Source organism: Gordonia sp. NPDC003950 (assembly GCF_053605205.1).
In genome coordinates, this window is sequence record NZ_JBSGIT010000007.1 from 186,230 (window position 1) to 209,817 (window position 23,588).

The 23,588-nt window shown below is 68.8% G+C and carries 15 protein-coding genes; 10 read left to right on the forward strand and 5 right to left on the reverse strand.

Annotated features, from left to right (window positions below; translation table 11 throughout):
* Window positions 1–28 precede the first annotated feature (28 nt).
* Both ACWETB_RS08460 and ACWETB_RS08465 read left to right on the forward strand, forming a co-directional pair.
* Complete coding sequence (locus ACWETB_RS08460) at window positions 29–631, forward strand: adenine phosphoribosyltransferase (protein WP_449742969.1); 603 nt, start codon at window positions 29–31, stop codon at window positions 629–631.
* Window positions 632–790: 159 nt separating this feature from the next.
* A complete protein-coding gene (locus tag ACWETB_RS08465) occupies window positions 791–3,295 on the forward strand; it encodes a RelA/SpoT family protein (protein WP_452210518.1) in 2,505 nt (834 codons plus the stop codon).
* A gap of 115 nt (window positions 3,296–3,410) precedes the next feature.
* Here the strand turns inward: ACWETB_RS08465 and ACWETB_RS08470 are convergent, their stop codons facing one another.
* Window positions 3,411–4,355, reverse strand: a complete 945-nt coding sequence (locus ACWETB_RS08470; RefSeq protein ID WP_348803927.1) for a peptidylprolyl isomerase — start codon at window positions 4,353–4,355, stop codon at window positions 3,411–3,413.
* Between the two features lie 349 nt (window positions 4,356–4,704).
* Here ACWETB_RS08470 and ACWETB_RS08475 point away from each other — a divergent pair, with 349 nt between their 5' ends.
* Together ACWETB_RS08475 and hisS are read left to right on the forward strand one after the other, a co-directional pair.
* Complete coding sequence (locus ACWETB_RS08475) at window positions 4,705–5,463, forward strand: MBL fold metallo-hydrolase (RefSeq protein WP_348803657.1); 759 nt, start codon at window positions 4,705–4,707, stop codon at window positions 5,461–5,463.
* Complete coding sequence (gene hisS / locus ACWETB_RS08480) at window positions 5,460–6,728, forward strand: histidine--tRNA ligase (protein WP_452210520.1); 1,269 nt, start codon at window positions 5,460–5,462, stop codon at window positions 6,726–6,728. Before ACWETB_RS08475 ends, hisS begins: the two co-directional genes overlap by 4 nt.
* A gap of 570 nt (window positions 6,729–7,298) precedes the next feature.
* On the opposite strand, the gene ACWETB_RS08485 is transcribed toward hisS, so the two are convergent.
* The 4 genes from ACWETB_RS08485 to ypfJ all read right to left on the reverse strand — a co-directional run bounded on the left by ACWETB_RS08485 (window position 7,299) and on the right by ypfJ (window position 11,072).
* Complete coding sequence (locus tag ACWETB_RS08485) at window positions 7,299–8,165, reverse strand: alpha/beta hydrolase family protein (RefSeq protein ID WP_452210522.1); 867 nt, start codon at window positions 8,163–8,165, stop codon at window positions 7,299–7,301.
* Between the two features lie 46 nt (window positions 8,166–8,211).
* On the reverse strand, window positions 8,212–8,484 hold the full coding sequence (locus ACWETB_RS08490) for a hypothetical protein (RefSeq protein WP_452210524.1): 273 nt from the start codon (window positions 8,482–8,484) through the stop codon (window positions 8,212–8,214).
* A 33-nt stretch (window positions 8,485–8,517) separates the two neighbouring features.
* Entirely contained in the window at window positions 8,518–10,110 is a 1,593-nt protein-coding gene (locus ACWETB_RS08495; protein WP_452210575.1) for a DUF885 domain-containing protein, read from the reverse strand.
* 89 nt (window positions 10,111–10,199) lie between these two features.
* On the reverse strand, window positions 10,200–11,072 hold the full coding sequence (gene ypfJ, locus ACWETB_RS08500) for a KPN_02809 family neutral zinc metallopeptidase (RefSeq protein WP_452210526.1): 873 nt from the start codon (window positions 11,070–11,072) through the stop codon (window positions 10,200–10,202).
* A gap of 176 nt (window positions 11,073–11,248) precedes the next feature.
* Between ypfJ and aspS the strand changes: the two genes are divergently transcribed.
* From aspS to ACWETB_RS08530, 6 genes are all read left to right on the forward strand, one after another.
* Window positions 11,249–13,096, forward strand: a complete 1,848-nt coding sequence (aspS, locus tag ACWETB_RS08505; RefSeq protein WP_452210528.1) for an aspartate--tRNA ligase — start codon at window positions 11,249–11,251, stop codon at window positions 13,094–13,096.
* A 122-nt stretch (window positions 13,097–13,218) separates the two neighbouring features.
* Window positions 13,219–16,686: a transglutaminase family protein gene (locus ACWETB_RS08510; protein WP_348803665.1), complete on the forward strand. Its 3,468-nt coding sequence runs from the start codon at window positions 13,219–13,221 to the stop codon at window positions 16,684–16,686.
* The gene (locus ACWETB_RS08515; protein ID WP_348808679.1) at window positions 16,683–19,493 is read left to right on the forward strand and encodes a circularly permuted type 2 ATP-grasp protein; all 2,811 of its coding nucleotides are present in this window, start codon (window positions 16,683–16,685) and stop codon (window positions 19,491–19,493) included. Before ACWETB_RS08510 ends, ACWETB_RS08515 begins: the two co-directional genes overlap by 4 nt.
* Window positions 19,490–20,593: a transglutaminase family protein gene (locus ACWETB_RS08520; RefSeq protein ID WP_348803667.1), complete on the forward strand. Its 1,104-nt coding sequence runs from the start codon at window positions 19,490–19,492 to the stop codon at window positions 20,591–20,593. The genes ACWETB_RS08515 and ACWETB_RS08520 overlap by 4 nt, the downstream gene beginning before the upstream one ends.
* A gap of 113 nt (window positions 20,594–20,706) precedes the next feature.
* Window positions 20,707–22,011 (forward strand): hypothetical protein, encoded by a 1,305-nt coding sequence (locus ACWETB_RS08525; protein ID WP_449742962.1) that lies wholly within the window; start codon window positions 20,707–20,709, stop codon window positions 22,009–22,011.
* Between the two features lie 8 nt (window positions 22,012–22,019).
* Window positions 22,020–23,420 carry a replication-associated recombination protein A gene (locus tag ACWETB_RS08530; protein ID WP_449743004.1) on the forward strand — a complete coding sequence of 467 codons (1,401 nt, stop codon included), beginning with the start codon at window positions 22,020–22,022 and terminating at the stop codon, window positions 23,418–23,420.
* The last annotated feature ends 168 nt before the right edge of the window (window positions 23,421–23,588 follow it).

The window sequence follows — 23,588 nt, forward strand, 5'->3', positions numbered from 1 at the left end:
GCCGGGGATCGCATGGTGGGTGGACCCGATGACCGATGACGTCTCCGACGACACGACCCGGCCGATGGTCGACGGTGACATCACCGCCGACGCCCTGAAACGTGCCCGGATCGCCATCACCGAGCACGGCCGGATGGTCGCCGACTTCCCGGAACCGGGTATCGACTTCAAGGACCTCACGCCGGTCCTCGCCGACCCGGACGGGTTGTCCTCGATCGTCACCGCACTGACACATGGGTGTACCACCATTGACCTTGTCGCTGGCATCGATGCCCGCGGGTTTCTGCTCGGCGGCGCGGTCGCACGCGAGCTCGGGGTCGGGGTGCTGGCGGTCCGCAAGGGCGGCAAGTTGCCGCCGCCGGTCCACGGGATCGACTACGACCTCGAGTACGGACGGGCCCGACTCGAGATCCCGGCCGGCGGGATCGACATCACCGGCCTGCGGGTCCTGCTCGTCGACGATGTCCTCGCCACCGGTGGAACCGCCGTGGCGGCGGCCGAACTCCTCGAACGCGCCGGCGCCCGGGTCCTGGCCGTCGCGGTGATCATGGAGCTGAGCGCCCTCGGCGGTCGTCGGCGCATCGCCGACGCCCTCGGCGAGATTCCGGTGCACTGCATCACCACCGACTGATCCGGACGCACCTTCTCGTCCGGGCGGCGGGGTCGGGCGGCGGTGCACATCGGGTTGCGTGCGGCCCGCGGATTAGACTTGACGAATAGTCCGCCTGAGTCCGAGATGGTGTCCGCACCGGTCGCCGGTCCGGATTCGTGTCGCTGAATGGAGGGTCGCATGGCCAATGAGCCCAACCCCGGCCCGGTGAATGCCACGGCCACCGAGGACGCGGCACGCTCTCGCGACGACGACGCCGCCCGTCCTCACCCGGCCGCCACGCAGGCGGTCGGAACCTACGCCGACGGCGGCACGACCAGCGCGACCACATCCGATGCGCCCGCGCCCGAGAGGGTCGCACCGACGACACCGTCGGACGGCGCCGACGCCACTGCACCGGAGACGAGTGCGATCCCGCCGCAGCACTCCTCGGCGTCGCGTCGCGTCCGGGCCCGGCTGGCGCGGCGGATGACCGCGACGCGGTCACCGGTGCGGCCGGTGCTGGAGCCCCTGGTGACGCTGCACCGGGAGATCTACCCCAAGGCCGACGTCGCGCTGCTGCAACACGCCTACGACATCGCCGACGAACGGCACAGTGGGCAGACGCGGAAGTCGGGTGATCCTTACATCACCCACCCCCTCGCGGTGGCGACGATCCTGGCCGATCTGGGGATGGACACCACCACCCTGGTGGCAGCACTACTGCATGACACCGTCGAGGACACCGGCTACTCGCTCGAGGCGCTGGAGAAGGACTTCGGTGCCGAGGTCGCCCACCTCGTCGATGGCGTGACCAAACTCGACAAGGTTGCGCTCGGCTCTGCGGCCGAGGCCGAGACGATCCGCAAGATGATCATCGCGATGGCGCGTGATCCGCGGGTGCTGGTGATCAAGGTCGCCGACCGTCTGCACAACATGCGCACCATGCGGTTCCTGCCGCCCGAGAAGCAGGCGCGCAAGGCTCGTGAAACGCTGGAAGTCATTGCGCCGCTTGCTCATCGGTTGGGAATGGCGACGGTCAAGTGGGAGCTGGAAGACCTCTCCTTCGCGATCCTGCACCCCAAGCGCTACGAGGAGATCGTGCGGCTCGTCGCCGACCGCGCGCCCTCGCGTGACACCTACCTCGCCCGGGTGCGCGCCGACATCAACAACGCCTTGAGTTCGGCCAAGATCACCGCGACCGTCGAGGGCCGGCCGAAGCACTACTGGTCGATCTACCAGAAGATGATCGTCAAGGGCCGCGACTTCGACGACATCCACGACCTCGTCGGCATGCGGATCCTCTGCGACGAGGTGCGCGACTGCTATGCGGCGGTGGGCGTGGTGCATTCGCTGTGGCAGCCGATGGCCGGACGGTTCAAGGACTACATCGCGCAACCACGGTTCGGCGTCTACCAGTCGCTGCACACCACGGTCATCGGTCCGGAGGGCAAGCCCCTCGAGGTGCAGATCCGGACGCACGACATGCACCGCACCGCGGAGTTCGGGATCGCCGCGCACTGGCGCTACAAGGAGGGCGGCTACAAGGACCGCAAGGGCCGCCGCACCGATGTCGCCGAGGTCGACGACATGGCCTGGATGCGTCAGCTTCTCGACTGGCAGCGGGAGGCCGCCGACCCGGGCGAATTCCTCGAGTCCCTGCGCTACGACCTCGCCGTCAAGGAGATCTTCGTGTTCACCCCCAAGGGGGATGTGATCACGTTGCCGGCCGGCTCCACGCCGGTGGATTTCGCCTACGCCGTGCATACCGAGGTCGGCCACCGATGCATCGGCGCGCGGGTCAACGGTCGTCTCGTCGCACTCGAACGCCAACTCGAGAACGGTGAGGTGGTCGAGGTCTTCACCTCCAAGGCGCCGAACGCCGGACCGAGCAAGGACTGGCAGAACTTCGTGGTGTCCCCGCGGGCCAAGGCCAAGATCCGGCAGTGGTTCGCCAAGGAACGGCGCGAAGAGGCCCTCGAGACCGGCAAGGACGCCATCGCGAAGGAAGTGCGACGGGGTGGACTTCCGTTGCAGCGCTTGATGAGTGCCGATTCGATGGCCGCGGTGGCGCGCGAGTTGCGCTATCAGGACGTCAGCGCCCTGTACACGGCGGTGGGGGAGAATCACGTGTCGGCCCGGCACGTGGTCAACCGGTTGGTGGCCGCGCTCGGCGGGATCGACGCGGCCGCCGACGAGATCGCCGAGTTGACCACCCCGTCGACCATGCCGACCCGATCCCGCCAGGGCGGCGACGCCGGTGTGGTGGTCGAGGGCGTCGACAACGTGCTCATCAAACTCGCCAAATGCTGTACGCCCGTACCGGGCGACACCATCATGGGTTTCGTCACCCGGGGCGGCGGGATCAGCGTCCACCGCACCGACTGCACCAACGCCGCGGCGCTGCAGGGGCAGGCCGAACGGATCATCGACGTGTCCTGGGCGCCGTCGCCCGAGTCGGTGTTCCTGGTGGCCATCCAGGTCGAGGCGCTCGACCGGCATCGGCTGCTGTCCGACGTCACCAAGGTCCTCGCCGACGAGCGGGTGAACATCCTGTCGGCGTCGGTCACCACCAGCCGAGACCGGGTCGCGATCAGCAAGTTCACCTTCGAGATGGGTGACCCCAAGCACCTCGGACATGTGCTGAACGTGGTGCGCAACGTCGAAGGCGTCTACGACGTCTACCGCGTCACCTCGGCGGCCTGACACCGACTGACCGACCCGTCACCGGCCGCTCGCTCGGGCGTCGATCGACGCCGATGGCCCGCCACCTGGGGTGACGGGCCATCGGTTGTCTGTTATCGCGATCGCGAGCGGAGTGTCAGGACACCACCGCGGTCTCCACGGTCACCGGGATCTTCGGCGCGCCGTCGTCGGTCTTGCGTTCGAGTGCCCCGGTCATCTGGTTGGTGCCGATGCCGGGTTCGACGCCGCCGGCGTACACCTTGTCGATGACCTTCATTCCCGCGGCGTCGACGGTGCCGACGACGGCGTAGTTCGGGGGCAGTTGGCCATCCTGGATCAGGACGAAGAACTGCGCGGACCCCCCGGAATTGGCCTCACCCTGTTGGGCCTGACCGCTGTTGGCGATGGCGACGGTACCGCGTGGGTAGGTGACCACCTGCTGCTGCATGGCCGAGGCCTCACCGACCGGTTTCAGATTGGTCGGCGGCTCGTCCGGGCTGGTCCAGCCGGGCGACCCGAGGCCGCTGCCGGTGGGATCACCGCACTGCAGGACCTTGAGGTCGGCCGTCGTCATCCGGTGACACGGGCTGCCGTTGTAGTACCCGTTGTCGGCAAGGGAGATCACCGCGGCGGTGTTGCAGGGCGCGCCGGTCCGGTTGAGGTCGATCGGAATCGCACCCTGGTTGGTGTTCAGGGTGAGGGTGGCGGTCCCGTCCTTGGGCTGGGTCGAGTCCGGTTTCGGCGACGTCTTCTCGTTGCCCTTGCCGGCGTTGACCTTGTCGATCTGCTCCTGATACAGCGCGCGTTGCGCCGGATCGGTGACCTGGGCGGGTGGGCTGGTCGGCACGTCGGCCAGGTTGCTGGCCTTGTCGGTGTAGGTACACGTCGTGTGCGCGGCGTTGAACCGATCGGTCTGGATCTTGTCGACGATGAAATACGTCGCGGTCGCCACCACGGCGATCACCACCGCACCGGAGATGGTCCCGATCATGATCTTGCGCTTGCGCTGTGCCTGCCGTTCCCGCTCCAGGCGCTCCTCGAGCTTGCGTTTGGCGGCCTCGCGTCGCTGCTCATTGGTCAGCGCGCGGCGGGTCGCGGCGTCGGTCGCGGTCGACGTGTCGACGACCGCGGTGTCGTCGGCCGGAAATGATGAGTCTTGGGATTCCGGCTTGCCGGGCTCGTTGTCGCTCGCCACGCTCTGCACGCCCTCCTCGTCCTGGTGCTGCGATCGTGCTGGTGCTGGATTGACCTGGTGCTGCGGTTCTGGAATGTCCGGGCGGCCACCGAACACCCCATGCAGTGTGCCAGTATCACCCGTGAAGTCACTGCACCGGGTCTTTGACACTCCCCGCACGTGACGGTCGTGAGGAGATCGCCGGTTCCGACAGGCCACGCAAACCGCCTGGATCCGATGGGCCACAATGGAGAGCATGCTCATCACCGGCTTCCCTGCAGGGATGTTCCAGACCAACTGCTACATCGTGGCCGCCGGTCCGGGATCCGAGGCCATCATCATCGACCCGGGCCAGGATGCGGCCCCCCGGGTGCGGGAAATCCTGGCCGAACACCAGCTGACTCCGGTGGCGGTGCTGTTGACCCATGGGCACCTCGACCACACCTGGAACGCGACCGAGTTGTGCGACGAGTTCTCCATCCCCGCCTACATTCATCCGGATGATCGACCCATGCTCGCCGACCCGGCGCGGGGCCTCGGGCCCGCACTCGGTCCGATGATCGGTTCGCTGACCTTCCGTGAACCGGAGAAGGTCGTCGATTTCGTCGACGGTGAGGACGTCGAGGTGGCCGGCCTGCGCCTGGCCGTCGACCACGCGCCGGGACACACCGCGGGATCGGTGTTGCTGACCATGGACGTGCCGATTCCCGATGAGCAGTCCGGCGACGGGGCCGACGCCGGGGCCACGGTGCCCGTGTGTTTCTCCGGTGACGTACTGTTTGCCGGGTCCATCGGCCGGACCGACCTGCCCGGCGGCAGTCATCAACAGCTGCTCGAGTCGATCGGTGCGCGGCTGCTGACCCGTTCCGACGACACACAGGTGCTGCCCGGCCACGGCCCGCAGACCTCGGTCGGCCAGGAGCGGCGCACCAACCCGTTCCTCGTCGACGTGGCAGCCGACCCGTCCGCGCGGGCCGCGGACGACACCTCGACGAAGGGATCTCGACGACTGTGAGCGCCGACTTCTCCGCGCCCCGCGGAGTTCCCGACTACTACCCGCCGCGTTCGGCCGACTTCCGTCGTGTCCGCGACACCCTCACCGAGGCCGCGCGCCGCGCCGGTTACGGCCACATCGAGTTGCCGGTCTTCGAGGAGACCGCCTTGTTCGCGCGCGGCGTCGGCGAGTCCACCGACGTCGTGAGCAAGGAGATGTACACCTTCGCCGACCGCGGTGAGCGGTCGGTGACACTGCGGCCCGAGGGCACCGCTGGCGTGATGCGTGCGGTGATCCAGCACGGCCTCGACCGCGGACAACTGCCCGTCAAACTCTGCTACGCGGGACCGTTCTTCCGGTACGAGAAGCCGCAGACCGGTCGTTATCGGCAGTTGCAGCAGGTCGGCGTGGAGGCCATCGGCGTCGACGACCCGGCCCTGGACGCTGAGGTGATCGCGATTGCCGACGAGGGGTACCGGCGGCTCGGGCTGTCCGGCTTCCGCCTGGAGATCACCTCACTCGGCGATGATGACAGCCGTCCGCGGTATCGGGAGGCGTTGCAGGAGTTCCTCTTCGGGCTCGATCTCGACGAGCCGACCCGCGCCCGCGCGCAGATCAATCCGCTGCGGGTGCTCGACGACAAGCGACCCGAGATCAAGGCGGCCACCGCCGACGCGCCGCTGCTGCTCGATTATCTGAGCGACGACGCGCGCGCCCACTTCGACACCGTGCTCGCGCACCTGAAACGACTCGGGGTGCCCTACGAGATCAACCCGCGCCTTGTCCGCGGTCTCGACTACTACACGAAGACGACCTTCGAGTTCGTCCACGACGGACTCGGGGCGCAGTCGGGCATCGGCGGCGGTGGACGCTACGACGGACTGATGCGCCAGATCGGCGGCAAACAGGACCTGTCCGGGATCGGATTCGGTCTCGGCGTCGACCGGACGATGCTCGCGCTGGAGGCCGAGGGTGTCGCCGACGCCGACGCCGCGCGGGTCGAGGTGTTCGGGGTGCCCATGGGTGCGGAGGCGAAGGCCGAATTGGTTTCTGTCGCAGGACAACTGCGGGCCGCCGGGATCAGCGTCGACCTCGCCTACGGCGATCGCGGACTCAAGGGCGCGATGAAGGCCGCCGATCGTTCCGGCGCGCGTCTTGCGCTCGTGCTGGGGGATCGCGAACTGGCCGAGGGGAAGCTGGAGATCAAGAACCTCGGCAGCGGTGACCAGCATCAGGTGGAGTTGGCGCGCGTCGTCGACGAGGTGAGTGGGTTGCTGGGTCGCTGATCCGGCCGGTCGCGTCTGTCGAACGGTGTAATCCGGCCGCAGTGTGTGATGTGCATCATATGTCGCTGGCATGCTGTTGCGATCGGACTGCAGCGACTCGCGGAGGTTGCCATGGGTGTTCACGGCACGAGAATTCATCGACGTTGCGGTGCGATCGGGACGGGTGCAGTCGCGATCTTGTCGATCTGCGGATGCGGGGCACTGTCTGTCGGTACGGGCGGCGAACCGGTGGCCGAGAGTGTGTCACCGCACACGAATGCCCAGTCCACAGCGCAGATTACGTCGACCTCCACCGCGACCTCGAGTGTGGCGCCGACATCGACCGATGTTCCGGCTCCGGACACAACGACTGGCGAGGCCGAAGCGGCCCCGTGCTACCGGTACAGCGAGACTGGTCCTCGGGGCTCATTCCGACCTCGTTCTGCCGGCCCGGGACGTACCGCATCATTCGCGAACGAGTGGCCAGTGAAGAGATGTGTCCACCCGAAACCACCCATGTTTACACCAGTGACAGTCCAACCGAATTGCACGGACCGGTGGCGTGTCTCGTCGAGGTGTCGTAGGCCTGCCTCACGCCGTGTGAGCGGGAGTCGGATCACCGCGACCGGTGTCTGCGGCATGCCGCGCGGTCACCCGTTGGAGTGCGCCGACGAGACGTGACCACCCCGGCCCGGTCGGATCGGCCCACGAATCGTGGCCGATGCCGTCGAGCACCTCGAGTGACACGTTCGAGTTCCCGGATGTCTTCGCTTGTGCCACATACCGTTCGGACAGTTCGACCGGGACGTCCACATCGTCGGCGCCGTGCAGGATGTGCACGTCCACATCCGGTGCGAGGCGGGTCGGGTCTGCGACGGCATACACCTCGGGGATCTCTTCGGGAGTGCCGCCGAGGAATTCGGCGACCGCGTCGTCGCCGAGATGGAGTTCGGCGGCACGGGCCAGATCGGCGATGGGCGCGAGCGCGACCACTCCGGTGATCTTCGGGCTCGCTGTGCGCCAACGGTTTCCCTCGGGCAACGAAGTGCGCCCGGCCACCCAGAGTGCGAGTTGGCCACCGGCCGAATGGCCGACCAGGGTCGTCACCCGCGACGCATCGTTTCCTATGGTGAATTCCCTTCCGCTGAGCCCGATCTCGTCGATCGCGCTGATCACGTCGTCGACGGCGTCGGCCCAGCTCCCCGGCCCGCGGCGGTATTCGACGGCCGCGGTGAGATGTCCGGCGCCGGCCAGTTCGCGCCCCACCGCCCAGGTGCGGGTGCGGTCGGATTCTCGCCAGAATCCGCCGTGCAGCAGGATCACCAGCGAATCGGTCGGTTCGGCGGGCTCGAAGATGTCGGCGAGCTGGGACCGGGCGGGCCCGTAACGCACCGACGCATCCGGATAGTCGGAGTCGGTGGCCGGAATGGACTCGGTGGGTGCGGAATCGGCCGTCATGGGCTCACAGTACTCGGGCGCGCCGGGCCGCCATCGGGCCTTGGCGTCAATCGTCCCAGCTGGAGAACTGCTGGCCGGATGAGTTCGCCGCGATACCCCGATAGGCGTCCCGGTAGTACCGCTCCCACACCGGCCACGCCATGAACCGGTCACCGGCCGTGGCCCGGTAATCGCGGTAGGAGCGACGTGCGGTGATGGTCAAGCTCGTGCGCGCCGACCGCGCTGCGCGTTCCGCTCGACGCCGAGCGGTGTCGCGCTCGAACGCAGTCAACTTCGGGCCCCGATCGGAGAAGATCGGCGAACGTCGCAGCAATCCCATGCGGCTGATTGTCGCCGACGACTCGGCGTCGTGCTACACCGTGTCGGTCATCTCGCCGACCAGCACGTCGAGGCTCACCCCACCCAACGCCAACGCCCGGGTGTGGAAATCCTTGAGCGTCCACTCGGGGTGGGCCTCCAGGGCGGCCTGCCGGGTCTGCTGCCAGACCCGTTGTCCGAGAGCGTAGGACGGTGCCTGACCGGGCCAGCCGAGGTAGCGGTCGAGTTCGAAACGCAGCACCGCGCGATCCATCGCCACCGACGCGGTGAGGAAGGTCCACGCCTTGTCGGCATCCCAGACGCCACCGCCGAGGCGCTCGGGTGCCCGCAGGCCACAGTGCACACCGATGTCGACGACGATGCGTGCGGCCCGAAGTCGTTGCGAATCCAGCATTCCCATCCGGTCGCCGAGATCGTCGAGCCACCCCAGCTCGGCCATCAGGCGTTCGGCGTAGAGGGCCCAGCCCTCACCGTGCCCGGAGGTGAACGACGCCAGCTTGCGCCAGGCGTTCAGGTTGTCGTCGACGATGGCCGACCCGAGCTGCAGGTGATGGCCGGGCACCCCCTCGTGGTAGACCGTGGTCTTCTCCTGCCAGGTGTGGAACACCGTCTGGGCCGGCGGCACCGCCCACCACATGCGTCCGGGCCGGGTCAGATCCGCGCTGGGCTGGGTGTAGTAGATGATGCCCGTCGACGACGGGGCCAATCGGCACTCCAGTCGCGTCAGTCGGTTCGGGATGTCGAAGTGGGTCCCGGCCAGCCCGGCCACCGCGTCGTCGGAGGTCTGCTGCATCCAGTCGACGAAGGCCGTCTTGTCGTGGATCTGATACCGCGGGTCGGCGTCCAGATGCGCCAGTGCCGCCGCCACGTCACCGCCGTGGCCCAGGGCCGCGGCGATCTCGCCTTGTTCGGCGGTGATCTGTGCCAACTGGGTCAGACCCCACGCATATGCCTCGTCCGGATCGACGTCGGCGCCGAGGTAATGCGGCAGATGCAGGAGATAGCGATCCCGGCCGACCGCATCGGCGTCGGAGGAGCCGGGCGCGATCCGGGTTCGCAGGTGATCGGCGTACGCCGCGAAGGCAGCCCCGGCCCGCTGTGTGGCGCGTTGCAAGTCGGTGGCCAGTGCCGGATCGGCGGCGATTGCGTCCGTCGTGGCCGTGATCGCGGCGGGTGCCGTGTCGGCCTGCTCGGCGGCCAGCAGCACCTGGCGACGGGCGAACGGTGGGCCCGCGGCCAGGCGGTGATCCAGGCCGGCGATTGCGCCCGCCAGGCTTTCCGGGATGGCCGTGAGCCGTGCCACGACATCGCGGCGAGCCGCTTCGGTGTCGGTGGGCATCAGGTCGAAGACGTCGCGGATGGCCTGCAGCGGGGAGGCGATCACGTTGCACACGCCGGTCGACTCGCCCGCATCGGTCAACGCCAGTTCGCGGCGCAGGGACGCGGTCATCGTGGCGATCGTGACGCGGTCGACGTCGTCGGTGGGGGATGCGGCGGACAGCGCCGCCAAGGTCGCGCGTACCTGATCGGCGCGTGCCGTGACGGCGTCCGGCGAGAAATCGGTCAGCGCGTGATCGTGGCCGGGCAGACCGAACTCGGTGGCCAGGATCGGGTCGGCGGCCGCCATCGCCGTCAGGTGGGCCTCGGCGAGCGCATCGATCGGCGTCGCGGGTCGCGCCCCCGATGATCCTGGCGTCGGTCCCGGCGTCGTGGCCGTCACAGGTCGTTGGTCGCGAACGTGTCGCACCGCTTGGGGTCACCGCTCTGATAGCCGACGTTGAACCACCGGGCGCGTTGCTGCGCCGACCCGTGGGTCCAGCCCTCCGGGTTGGAGTTCGAACCCTGGATCGTGTCGTCGCCGATCGCCTTGGCGGTCTGGATGACCCCGGCGATCTGATCCTGCGTCAGGTCATTGAGTGCGAAGGGCAGGTTGTCGTCGTCGGCGTGATTGGCCCACACCCCGGCCAGGCAGTCGGCCTGCAGTTCGACACGTACCGAACCCGATCGCGGTCCCTGCGACCCGAGCTGCTGGCCCTTCTGTAGGGCGCCGGTCAGGTTCTGCACGTGATGTCCGTACTCGTGGGCGACGACGTACTCCTGGGCGAGCGCCCCGTCACTGCCGCCCATCTGTTCCAGTGTCCGGAAGAACGACGGATCGAAATACGCGGTCTGATCGGCGGGGCAGTAGAACGGGCCGGTCGCCGAGGTGGCGGCGCCGCACGCGGTGTTCACCGAATCGTTGAAGATGACGGTCTTGGGCGGGGTGTAGCCGCTCATCAGGGTCGGCCAGACGGTGTCGAGGCTGTTCGTGGTGGCCACGATGCGGCAGATCTCGTCGCCCTGGTTGGCCATCTCGACGGTGCACGATTGGATGTGTTGCTCGATCTCTGCGGACGCCGCGGAACTGCTCGACGTGGTGGTGCCACCACCGCCCAGGATGTCACCCGGATTCACCCCGAAGAGCAGCGCGACGATCGTGATGATCAGGCCGGCACCGCCTCCGAGCGCGATGCGGCCGCCGCCACCCCCGCCACCCCCGCCGCCGGAGACGTTCCCGGTGTCGAGGGGGCCACTGCCCTGAAAGGTCATGGGGGGAAGCGTACCGACGAAACACGGACATCCCGGGGTGTTCGGTCCACTCCGGCGTGGCCTGCCGCCGCCCGGTCGGGCCGCGGTACCACCGGGTGGGCCGACGCCGCGGGCGGCTACGTACGATTGACCCGGGCATTTGTCCCATCGACTTTTCCACCCCAGGAAGGACTCCAGTGCTTCGCACGCATCAGGCCGGATCTCTGCGCCGCGCAGACGCCACGCAGACCGTCACCGTCGCCGGATGGGTGGCCCGCCGGCGCGACCACGGTGGCGTGGTGTTCATCGACCTGCGTGACAGCAGCGGACTGGTGCAGGTCGTGTTCCGCGACGAGCAGGTCGCCGCGGCCGCGCACCGGTTGCGCGCCGAATACTGCATTGCGGTGACCGGTGTCGTCGAGGTCCGCCCCGAGGGCAGCGAGAACCCGAATCTGCCGTCCGGGGAGATCGAGATCAACGCGGCCGAGTTGCACGTGCTCAACGAGTCGGCCCCGCTGCCGTTCCAGCTCGATGAGTCGCCCGGGGAGGAGGCGCGGCTGCGCTACCGCTACCTCGACCTGCGTCGGGACCGTCCGGGAGCGGCGCTGCGGCTGCGCTCGAAGGTCAACGCCGCCGCCCGCGGTGTGCTGCTGGCCCGCGACTTCGTCGAGATCGAGACCCCGACGCTGACCCGGTCCACTCCGGAGGGGGCGCGCGACTTCCTGGTGCCCGCCCGACTGCAGCCGGGTAACTTCTACGCGCTTCCGCAGAGCCCGCAGTTGTTCAAGCAGCTGCTGATGGTCGCCGGCATGGAACGCTACTTCCAGATCGCCCGCTGCTACCGCGACGAGGACTTCCGGGCCGACCGGCAGCCGGAGTTCACCCAGCTCGACGTGGAGATGAGTTTCGTCGACCAGGATGACGTGATCACCCTCGCCGAGGAGGTCCTGGTGGCGTTGTGGCGCCTCATCGGCGTCGAACTGTCCACCCCGATCCCGCGGATGACCTACGCCGACGCGATGCGCCGGTACGGCACCGACAAGCCCGACCTGCGATTCGGGATCGAACTCGTGGAATGCACCGAGTACTTCGCGCAGACCCCGTTCCGGGTCTTCCAGGCGCCGTACGTGGGTGCGGTCGTCATGCCGGGCGGTGCCTCCCAGCCGCGGCGCACGCTCGACGCCTGGCAGGAGTGGGCCAAGCAGCGTGGCGCCAAGGGCCTGGCCTACGTCCTGATCGGTGAGGACGGCACGCTCGGTGGGCCGGTGGCCAAGAACCTCTCCGACACCGAACGCGAGGGGCTGGCGGCCCATGTCGGCGCGGCGCCGGGGGACTGCGTGTTCTTCGCGGCCGGACCGGCCAAGGCTCAACGGGCGCTGCTCGGCGCCGCGCGGGTCGAGATCGCGACCCGTCAGGGCCTGATCCCGGCCCCGGGGGAGGTCATCGATCCCGCGACCGCCGACTGGGCGTTCGTGTGGGTCGTCGACGCCCCGCTGTTCGAGCCGACCGGTGAGGCGACCGCGGCCGGTGACGTCGCGGTCGGTTCGGGTGCGTGGACCGCGGTGCACCATGCGTTCACCTCACCCACACCGGAGTCGCTCGAGCATCTGGAATCCGATCCCGGTGCGGCGCTGGCCTATGCCTATGACATCGTCTGCAACGGCAACGAGATCGGTGGTGGGTCGATCCGTATCCACCGCCGCGACGTGCAGGAACGGGTCTTCGAGATCATGGGCATCGGGCCGGCGGAGGCGCAGGAGAAGTTCGGCTTCCTGCTCGACGCGTTCGCCTTCGGTGCCCCGCCGCACGGGGGTATCGCCTTCGGCTGGGACCGCATCACCGCCCTGCTCGCCGGGGAGTCGTCGATCCGTGAGGTCATCGCCTTCCCCAAGTCCGGTGGTGGCGTGGATCCGTTGACCGAGGCCCCGGCGCCGATCACCGCGCAGCAGCGCAAGGAGTCGGGAATCGATGCCAAGCCGGTGGTCCGCCACGCGCCGGCCGCCGATGCCGCGGTGGCCGACGCACCCGCTTCCGCCGACAGCTGATCGACCTCGCCGGTGACGCCCGTCGCACGGCGGGCGAAACCGCAACATCTGTGATGAGATTTGACCCCGTAAGGACTCATCGCCCGAGTTCACCCGGTGACCGATAGAGAGGTGGTCGACCCATGACCATCAAGGTCGCGCTGGAGCATCGCACCAGCTACGCCTTCGACCGACCCGTCAAGATCTTTCCGCATGTGGTCCGGCTCCGCCCGGCCCCACATTCGCGGACCCCGATCGAGGCGTATTCACTCAAGGTCGAGCCGGGTGATCACTTCCTCAACTGGCAGCAGGATGCGTTCAGCAATTACCTTGCGCGCCTTGTCTTCCCGGAGCCCGCCAAATCCCTGTCGATCACGGTCAGTCTGGTTGCCGACCTCACGGCGATCAATCCGTTCGACTTCTTCATCGAGGACTGGGCCGAGCACTACGGCTTCGAGTACCCGGCCGAGCTGAAGGAGGACCTCGAGGTCTACCTGCGGCCCGTCGGGGTCAACGAGGGCGAGTTCGCCGGGGCCCCGGTGCATCCGGACGTGGCCGAGTTCGCGGCGCGGCATCTGCCGACGAAGAAGATCCGCGTCATCGATTTCCTCGTCGGACTCAATCAGGCGGTCCAGCAGGCCGTCGGCTACACCGTGCGTCTGGAGCAGGGTGTGCAGAGTCCGGAGTACACGCTGTCCTCGGCGATCGGGTCGTGCCGTGACTCGGCGTGGCTGCTGGTGGCGTTGCTGCGGGAGCTGGGCCTGGCCGCCCGCTTCGTCTCCGGGTACCTGGTGCAGCTGACCTCCGATGTGAAGTCGCTCGACGGTCCGTCCGGACCCGACGCCGACTTCACCGACCTGCACGCCTGGACCGAGGTCTATCTGCCCGGCGCCGGCTGGGTGGGGATGGACCCGACGTCGGGACTGTTCGCCGGTGAGGGACACATCCCGCTCGCCGCGACGCCCAGCCCGGGCGGGGCCGCGCCGATCACCGGGGCCACCGGCCCGTGCCACGCCACCCTCGACTTCTCCAACACCGTCAGCCGCTACCACGAGGACCCGCGGGTCACGTTGCCCTACACGGCCTCCCAGTGGGAACGGGTCGTCGACCTCGGCGCCGTGGTGGACGCCAAGATGAAGGCGGGTGACGTTCGCCTGACGATGGGCGGCGAACCGACCTTCGTCAGCATCGACAATCAGAGCGATCCGGAATGGACCACCGCCGCCGACGGTCCACACAAACGTCAACTGGCCTCCGAGCTGGCCGGCCGCCTGCAGAAGGACTACGCGCCGCAGGGACTCGTGCAACGCAGCCAGGGCAAGTGGTATCCGGGTGAACCGCTCCCGCGCTGGCAGATCGCGCTGATGTGGCGAGAAGACGGCAAGCCGATCTGGACACGTCCGGAACTGCTCGCCGACCCGTGGTCGAGCCGCAGCGCCGCCGACGAGTCCATCGCCACCGAGATCGCCGGACCGGCACCCACCGCCGAGGGTGCGGCGGCCGCCGAGAAGTTGCTGCTGTCGTTCGCCGGTGCGCTGGGCCTGCCCGAGTCGCAGGTCATGCCGGCCTTCGAGGATCCGCTCGTGCGGATGCGTGAACTGGCCGCGCTGCCGCCCGGCGATCCGGGTATGGACCCGACCACGCCGACCGCCCGAGCCTTCGCGCGCGCCGAGGCCGCCGTGGAGATCGACGATCCCGACACCGACATCGAACCGCCCGCCGACTCCACCGAAGCGCGTCGAGACCTGCTGCAACGCCTCGACGCCGCCGTGGTCGACCCGACCGCCTACGTGTTGCCGCTGAGCCGGTCCGAGGACGAGACCGCGTGGAACAGTGCGCGCTGGACCACCCGACGCGGTCGGCTGGTGCTGACCGCGGGCACCTCGCCGGCGGGTCTGCGGCTGCCGTTGAACTCACTGTCGTGGGGACCTGCGCCGACGATGTTCGTCGCCGACCCGTCGGCACCGCACGAGGCGCTGCCCGACGATCCCGCGGAGACGTTGGGCTACCAGGTCATCGACATGCACCCGGCCGCCTTCGTCCCGCGGTCGGCGGTCGTCGCCGAGAAGCGCGGCGACACGATGTTCGTGTTCCTGCCGCCGACGGCCACCCTCGAGGAGTATCTGGCGATCGTCGGGATGATCGAGGAGGCCGCCGCGGCCACCTCGACCGCGGTGGTGATCGAGGGATACGGACCGCCCGCGGATCCGCGTCTGACCACCCTGACCGTCACCCCCGATCCGGGTGTCATCGAGGTCAACATCCAGCCGACGACGAGCTTCGCCGACCAGTCGGAGTTGTTGGCGTCGTTGTACGAGCACGCCCGTCACACCCGGCTGGGGACCGAGACCTTCGACCTCGACGGCAGTCACGGCGGCACCGGTGGTGGTAACCACATCACCCTGGGCGGGCCCACCCCGGCCGACTCGCCGCTGCTGCGCCGCCCCGACCTGCTGGTGTCGATGCTGACCTACTGGCAGCGGCATCCCGCGCTGTCCTACCTGTTCAGCGGCAAGTTCGTGGGAACCACGTCGCAGGCGCCGCGTGCCGACGAGGGGCGCGAATCGGCGCTGTACGAACTCGAGATCGCGTTCGCCGAGATCGACCGGCTGTCGGAGAAGGCACCCGCCGGTGAGAGCGCGGACGCGCCGCCGAACCCATGGGTCACCGACCGAGCCCTGCGGCATCTGCTCACCGACATCACCGGCAACACCCACCGCGCCGAGTTCTGCATCGACAAGCTCTACAGCCCCGACTCGCCACGCGGCCGCCTCGGCCTGCTGGAACTGCGCGGCTTCGAGATGCCGCCGCATCACCGCATGGCGATGGTCCAGTCGTTGCTGGTGCGTTCGCTGGTGTCGTGGTTCTGGGAGCACCCCTACCGGGCACGTCTCATCCGCCACGGCGGTGACCTGCACGGCAAGTACCTGCTGCCGCACTACATCATCTCCGACATCGCACTGGTGGCCGAGGAACTGCGCGAGGCGGGGTATCCGTTCGACACCTCGTGGCTCGACCCGTTCACCGAGTTCCGGTTCCCACGGTTGGGCACCGTGCAGATCCGTGACCAGGAGGTCGAGCTGCGCGGCGCGATCGAGCCGTGGAACACCCTCGGTGAGGAATCCACCGGGACCGGCACGGCCCGCTACGTCGACTCCTCGATCGAACGCGTCCAGGTCCGCGTCACCGGCGGTGACGACGATCGGTATGTGCTGACCTGCAACGGGCATCCGGTACCGCTGCGCGGCACCGGCCGCACCGGCGAACGTGTCGCCGGCATCCGGTTCCGGGCATGGCAGCCGCCGAGCTCCCTGCATCCGACGATCACCATCGACACCCCGCTGACGTTCGACCTCGTCGACACCGTCAACGGGCGTTCGGTCGGCGGCGCGACGTATCACGTCGTCCACCCGGGTGGACGCGCCTACGATCGGCCGCCGGTCAACGCGGTGGAGGCCGAGTCGCGGCGCAACGGCCGCTTCGAGGCCTCCGGGCACACCAGCGGAGATCTCGACGTCGGGTTGTTGCGGGAGCGTCAGGCCCGGCAGGCCGTCGACGCCGGGGTCCCGGCGGTACTCGATCTACGCCGGGCACGTACAGTTCTCCGGTGACTGTTTCTGCGGGTGGTCGGCTACCCGCGGTGTTCGACCGGTATCGCTCCGACGGATTTGCGCTGTTCGATCTCGACCAGCTCGGTGAGGGCGCGGTCGCCGCTGCCGCCGACAGGGATCTTGGTGCCGCCGACACGGATTCCGGCGCCGCCGGAACGGGCCACTACGACGAGATGCTCGACGCCACCGGCGCGGTGCGTCCGGCGTGGGACGAGCTGGTCTCCGGTTACGGCATGCGCGGCGATGCGCGGCTGGCCGCCGCCGCCGCGCGGCTGGCATCGGCGACGAGTGACGAGGGTGTCGTCTACAACGCCTTCGACGGGTCGACGACCCTCGCCCGGCCGTGGCAGGTCGATCCGGTGCCGCTCATCGTCGACGGCGTCGAGTGGGCCTCGCTGGAGAAGGCGATCACGCAGCGCTCGATGCTGCTCGACCTGATCCTGCGTGACCTCTACCGCGACCAGAAGCTCATCACCTCGGGCCTGGTGCCGCCGGCGATGGTGTTCGGCCATCCCGGCTACATCCGTAAGGCCGCGCGACTGCAGGTCCCGGGTCCGCATGCACTGTTCCTGCACGCGGTCGACCTGTGTCGGATGCCGGACGGCAGCTTCGTCACCTATGCCGACCGCACCCAGGCGCCGTCGGGTATCGGGTTCGCGATCGTCGACCGGCGGCTGGTGTCGCGGACCTTCCCGCAACTGTTCCAGTCGTGCGCGCCGCGACCGATGACGACGTTCGCCGGAACCCTGCGCCTGGCCCTGTTCGACTACGCGCCGCGCGGCGTCGACGATCCGACGGTGGCCGTGCTGAGTCCGGGCAGCATGTCCGAAACGGCGTTCGACCAGGCCTATCTCGCCTCGACGCTCGGCGTGCCGCTGGTCGAGGGTGCCGACCTCACCGTCCGCGACGGCGCGGTGTACATGCGGTCGCTGGGCAAGTTCAAACGCGTCGACGTGCTGCTGCGGCGCCTCGACGCCGCCTACGCCGACCCGCTCGACCTGCGCACCGATTCGCGGTTGGGTGTGGCCGGGCTGGTGGAGGCCATCTCGCGCGGCACCGTCACCGTCGTCAACACCCTGGGCAGCGGGGTGTGTGAGAACCCGGCATTGCACACGGTGCTCGACCGCATCGCCCCGGTCCTCCTCGACGAGGAACTCGCCCTGCCGTCGGTGCCGACGTTGTGGGCCGGCGACGACCTGCAGCGCACGAAGGTCCTCGCCGACCTCGACCACCTCGTGCTGACCAACACCCGCACCGGTGACGAGCTGATCGGCCCGCTCCTCGACAGGGCCGAACGCGAGGAGTTGGCCGACCGCATCGGCGTGCGCGGCATCGACTGGGTGGCGCGCACCATCGAGCACTACTCGGTGGCACCGACGATGACCCAGGGTGTGTTCCCCGGACGTGCCGGGGGAGTGCTCCGCGCGGCGCCGGTGTCGGTCCGCGCGTTCAGCGTCGCGCAGGGCCCCACCTATGCGGTGATGCCGGGTGGACTGGGATCGGTGCTCGCCGACGGTGTCGGCGGTGCGGCGTTGCAGACGGTCGCGGCCAAGGACGTGTGGGTGACCAGCACGGAGGTCGGCGGGCACGTGTCGCGCCGCTCCGAAACCCGCGGGGAACCGGCCGAAGAGGTCATCACGATCCGTCCGGAGCGCGTGTCGGTCTCCGACTATCAGGAGGTCGCGGCGGGCGCGAGCCCACGCGTGCTCGCCGACATGTTCTGGTTCGGTCGTTACGGCGAGCGGACCGAACTGGTGACCCGGCTGGCCAAGGTGGCCCGCGAGCGCTACCAGGACTTCCAGTACCGGCCGTGGATGAACGGCACCTCGGCCGTGCCGCTGCTGCTGCATGCGGTGGCCACGGTGACCGGCACCGCCGAGCACCTGCACACCGCGGATCTGCTGGTCGAGGACGTCAACCGGCATCCGTCGCCGGCACAGGTCAACGAGGCCATCGTGCGGATCACCGATCTGACCATCGACCGGTGGGTACCCGGCACCGTCGCGTACGCCGTCGAACGTCTGGTCGCGACCGCACGCGCCGTCCGCGATCAGATGTCGACCAGCACGTGGATGGTGCTGACGCCGATGGAGCGGGCCATGGAGACCCTGACGCGGCAGGTCGGGCGCGCCCACGAGATCGACGCCGCCACCGGTGCGCGCACCGACGGGATCTTCGGTGACGCCGCGCTGGATCTCGGACCCGATCTGGCCCGCACCCACGAGGACATCCTGCACGGCGTGCTCGGGTTGTCGGGGTTGCAGGCGGAGTCGATGGTGCACGACGCCGCGTGGTTGCTGATGGACGTCGGGCGCCGGATCGAACGCATCATCACCCTCGCGGACCTGACCGCCACACTGTTCGCATCCCCGCACGAGACGTCGGTGGAGCAGGCGCTGCTCGAATCTTTCCTGATCGCCAACGAATCGGCGGTCATCTACCGGCGCCGCAGCCGCGGTCTGTACCAGCTGCTGCCGGTCGTACAGTTGCTGCTGTTCGACGAGACCAATCCGCGGGCGATGATCTATCAGCTCGACCGGCTGCGGTCCGATCTGACCGGGCTGCCCGAGGAACTGCGGTCGGCGGTGGCCGAACGCATCGTCGAGGAGATGACGGCCGAACTGCGGCGCATCGATCCCGCCGACCTGGGGGCACTGGGCGACGACGGGCATCGCGGTGACCTCGTCGAACTGTTGACCACCCTGCGAGAAGGATCCTCTGAACTGTCGGATACGTTGACGCGCACCCGATTTGCGCCGCCGCTGCCCGCCCAGCCGATCTGGGGTGTCGGAGGTGGTGACACGTGAGCGCACCCGAGGCGACCTCGACCGTGCCGACCACTCGCCGGTACCGGGTGATCCACCGGACCTGTTACACCTACGACGCCGAGGTGTCCTCCTCATATGGCCGGTGCTATCTGACCCCGCGCGAGCTGCCGCATCAGCGGGTCCTCGACACCGACGTCACGATCGATCCGGACCCCGACGACCGGTCCTCGGGACTCGACGCGTACGGCAACACCGACACCTACTTCCATGTGCACGCCGATCACCTGGCGCTGGTGGTGACCGGGGCGTCGGTGGTCGAGGTCGACCCGATCGACTCGGGTCTGCTGGTCAGTCCGGCCGTACGGGCGCCGTGGGAGGAGGCCCGTCCGGTGGCCGCCGGTGCGGGCCTGGCCGCCGAGTTCACCCTCGATCTCGACCCGCCGGAGATCACCGACGCGGTCCGCGACTACGCCAGTGAGGTGTTCACCCCGGGGCGGCCGCTGATCGATGCGGTCGTCGACCTGACCTCGAGGATCTTCCGCGATTTCACCTACAAGTCCGGCGCCACGGCGATCAGCACGCGGGTCGACACCGTGATGTCGCGTCGCGAAGGGGTCTGCCAGGACTTCGCGCGGGTCGCGATCGCCTGCCTCCGGTCGGTGGGGCTGGCCGCCCGCTACGAATCCGGATACCTGGCCACCGATCCGCCGCCCGGCCGGGAACGCACCTTCGGCGCCGATGCGAGCCATGCCTGGGCCGCGGTGTGGCTGCCCGGTGACCGCTGGCTGGCGTTCGATCCGACCAACGACAAACTCGTCGACGAGCGTCATGTGACGGTGGCGTGGGGCCGTGACTACGACGATGTGCCGCCGTTGCGTGGGGTGATCTACACCGATGCGACGCGCAGCGAGATCGACGTCTCCGTCGACGTCAGTCCCCTCGAGGAGGGCGTCGACCCTGCCGCGGGGTTGGCCGCCGCAAAATCCGCAGCCGAGAAATCCGCAGCCGAGAAATCCGCAGCCGAGAAATCCGGCGCGGAATCGTCGGCCGGTAATTCGTCGGCCGACGATCCCGCCGCGGTGGGTCGCTCCGCACCGCAGGTGTCGCCTCAGCGGTCCCCCGATGAGGGGATCGGCTGAGGTCAGCGGCCATCCCGCCGGCCATCTCGGCGCTGCGCGGGGTCATCTGAACGATCACGAAACGAATGCGGCACTGACGTCTGTCGGTGTCTTTGGGTAGCGTGGAAGGCGCCATGACGGTCATCACAGAAAGCCGCATCACCAGTGTGGTGCGTGCAGCAGAGGCCCTGTTGTCGCATCGAGCCGGTTCGCCGGTGGTGCTCGCCGAACCGGAGGATCTCGGTGGAAGTGGGCGCACCATCGTGGTGCGCGTACGAGTCGCCCAGAATCCGCTGTCGATGGATCGCACCCTCGTCATCAAGGCCCTGCCGCAACACGAGGATCCGCACGCGTTCCACCGCGAGATCGCGTCCTACAAGTACGCCACCGCGCTGCCCACCGAGTCCCGGCCGGGCCCGCAGCTGATCGCATCGGATCCGGATGTACGACTGATGGTGCTGTCCGACCTCGGACGAGGCAATGCCATGACCGATCTGCTCGCCGGGACCGATGTGGTCGAGACCTCCCGGGCGATCAGCGCGTGGGGTCAGGCGCTCGGCCGTATGCACGCGGCCACCGTCGGTGGCGAAGGAGACTTCGCGGCGCTGGTCCGGCGCGGACCGGCCGGCACCCAGGGCGGTGACCTGCTGCGTGAGGAGGCACTGCGCGCGTCACGGGTGGCCCGTGCCCGGGCCGCCGATCTCGGCGTCGAGATGGGGTGCAGCGTCGTCCGCGCGCTCGACACCGCCTGCCGGCTCTTCGACGAGGGCGATCACCGCGCCTTCAGCCCGTCGGATGTGGGCCCGGAGAACATCCTGCTCAACGAGGCGGGCGTGCAGTTCATGGATTACGAGTGGGGTGGCTTCCGGGACGCCAGCCTCGACATCGCCTACGCGTTGGTCACCTTCGCCGCGCAACTGGGCCCGCAGGCCCTCGATCGGCACGGTGACCTGGAGATCGCCATGGTCGATGCGTGGCGTTCGGAGGTCCACGGCATCTGGCCGGCGCTGCGTCGGGACGGCGACCTGCAACGCACCCTGGTGATCGCACGGCTGCTCTGGGTGTGGTTGTCGACGATCTGGATGCTGCCCGACGACGACGCCGACATCGGGGGTGCCGCGCACCTGCCCGTCGGCCACGGGGACGAGGATCTCGCTGCCCACGGTGTCGACCTGCGCGACCTCGACGGCACCGCCGTCGACGGTGTGAGGATCGACGGACTGGGGATCGGCGACCTCGATCTGGACACCGTCGACATCGACGCCGACGAGGCGGTCGGCTCGCACTACGCCCACGACTGGGCCCTGCACACCAACGATCCTCGGGTGATCGTCGCGCGGTGGTCGGATCTGGCGACGGCGGCGGCGTCGGTCGATCCGGAGATCGCCGACTTCGCGACCGCGATGGGTGTGGCGTTGCACCGGGTGTGGCTCTCCTGACCCTCGAGATGGACGCACTGTTCGAGCCACCGGAGCCTCCCGGAATGCCCACCAGCGGTGACACCGGGGCCGGTGTCACCGGATCGTCGCCGACTGGGCCGCTGGCCGTGCGGATGCGTCCGCGCACCCTCGACGAGATCGTCGGTCAGCAGCATCTGCTCGGAACCGGGTCACCTCTGCGGCGCCTGATCAGCGGGTCCGGTGCGGCATCGGTCCTGCTCTACGGCCCACCGGGGACGGGCAAGACCACCATGGCGTCGTTGATCTCGACGGCCGCCGGTGGTCGGTTCGAGGCGTTGTCGGCGCTGTCGGCCGGGGTCAAGGAGGTGCGTGCGGTCATCGAGGTCGCCCGTCGCCGACTCGTCGACGGCGAGCAGACCGTTCTGTTCATCGACGAGGTCCACCGCTTCTCCAAGACCCAGCAGGACGCACTGTTGCACGCTGTGGAGAACCGCATCGTGCTGCTGGTGGCGGCCACCACCGAGAATCCGTCCTTCTCGGTCGTGTCGCCGCTGCTGTCCCGATCGCTGGTGCTGCGACTGCGATCGCTCACCGACGACGACATCCGCGAGGTGCTGCGGCGCGCCGTCGCCGACGACCGTGGGCTCGGCGGCCGGGTCGCGGTCACCGACGCCGCCTACGACCATCTCGTCGCCGTCGCCGGCGGGGATGCGCGTCGCGCACTGACGGCGTTGGAGGCGGCCGCCGACACGGTGCTCTCCGACACGGACCCGGACGAGGGTGACGCCGTGCCGCCGGTCGATCTCGCCGACGTCGAGGCGGCCATCGACAAGGCCGCCGTGCGCTATGACCGGGACGGCGACCAGCACTACGACGTCACTTCGGCGTTCATCAAGTCGATCCGCGGGTCCGACGTCGATGCCGCGCTGCACTATCTGGCCCGGATGATCAGCGCGGGGGAGGACCCGCGATTCATCGCACGACGGCTGATGATCCACGCCAGCGAGGACATCGGCATGGCCGATCCGACCGCACTGCAGACGGCCGTGGCCGCCGCACAGGTGGTCGCGCTGGTCGGCATGCCCGAGGCCAAACTGGCCCTCACCCAGGCCACGATTCATCTCGCGACCGCCCCGAAGTCGGCGGGGGTGGTGACCGCGATCGGCGCCGCACTTGCCGACGTCGAGGCGGGGAAGGCCGGCGCGGTACCCGCTCATCTGCGTGACAGTCACTACGCCGGCGCGAAGACGCTGGGCAGCGGGGTCGGCTACCGGTATCCCCATGACGACCCCGATGGTGTTGTGCCGCAACAGTATCCACCCGATGATCTGGTGGGCGTCGACTATTACGAACCCACCGACCACGGTTTCGAACGTGAGATCGGGCCGCGGGTCAACAAACTGCGATCCATCATCCGGCGGGTGACCTCACGCTCGCGATCACACTGACAGCGCTCTCTCACCGACTGACTGCGCTCTCGCCCTCACTGATAGCGCTCGGCTCCTCACTGACGGCGCTCTCTCACCCACTGATAGCGCTCTCTCACTGTCCGCCGCTCACGAGCCGGGTGTGGCAGGCGTGGCGGGCGTATCCCGGCGCCGGTGAGATCGCCGGGA

Excerpts from the sequence above, each read along its gene's own strand:
- ACWETB_RS08530 (WP_449743004.1), top strand. The coding sequence starts at position 22,020 with ATGGACGCACTGTTCGAGCCACCGGAGCCTCCCGGAATGCCCACCAGC.
- ACWETB_RS08525 (WP_449742962.1), top strand. The coding sequence starts at position 20,707 with ATGACGGTCATCACAGAAAGCCGCATCACCAGTGTGGTGCGTGCAGCA.
- ACWETB_RS08485 (WP_452210522.1), bottom strand. The coding sequence starts at position 8,165 with ATGACGGCCGATTCCGCACCCACCGAGTCCATTCCGGCCACCGACTCC.
- ACWETB_RS08460 (WP_449742969.1), top strand. The coding sequence starts at position 29 with ATGACCGATGACGTCTCCGACGACACGACCCGGCCGATGGTCGACGGT.
- ACWETB_RS08490 (WP_452210524.1), bottom strand. The coding sequence starts at position 8,484 with ATGGGATTGCTGCGACGTTCGCCGATCTTCTCCGATCGGGGCCCGAAG.
- ACWETB_RS08495 (WP_452210575.1), bottom strand. The coding sequence starts at position 10,110 with ATGGCGGCCGCCGACCCGATCCTGGCCACCGAGTTCGGTCTGCCCGGC.
- ACWETB_RS08510 (WP_348803665.1), top strand. The coding sequence starts at position 13,219 with ATGACCATCAAGGTCGCGCTGGAGCATCGCACCAGCTACGCCTTCGAC.
- ypfJ (WP_452210526.1), bottom strand. The coding sequence starts at position 11,072 with ATGACCTTTCAGGGCAGTGGCCCCCTCGACACCGGGAACGTCTCCGGC.
- ACWETB_RS08465 (WP_452210518.1), top strand. The coding sequence starts at position 791 with ATGGCCAATGAGCCCAACCCCGGCCCGGTGAATGCCACGGCCACCGAG.
- ACWETB_RS08475 (WP_348803657.1), top strand. The coding sequence starts at position 4,705 with ATGCTCATCACCGGCTTCCCTGCAGGGATGTTCCAGACCAACTGCTAC.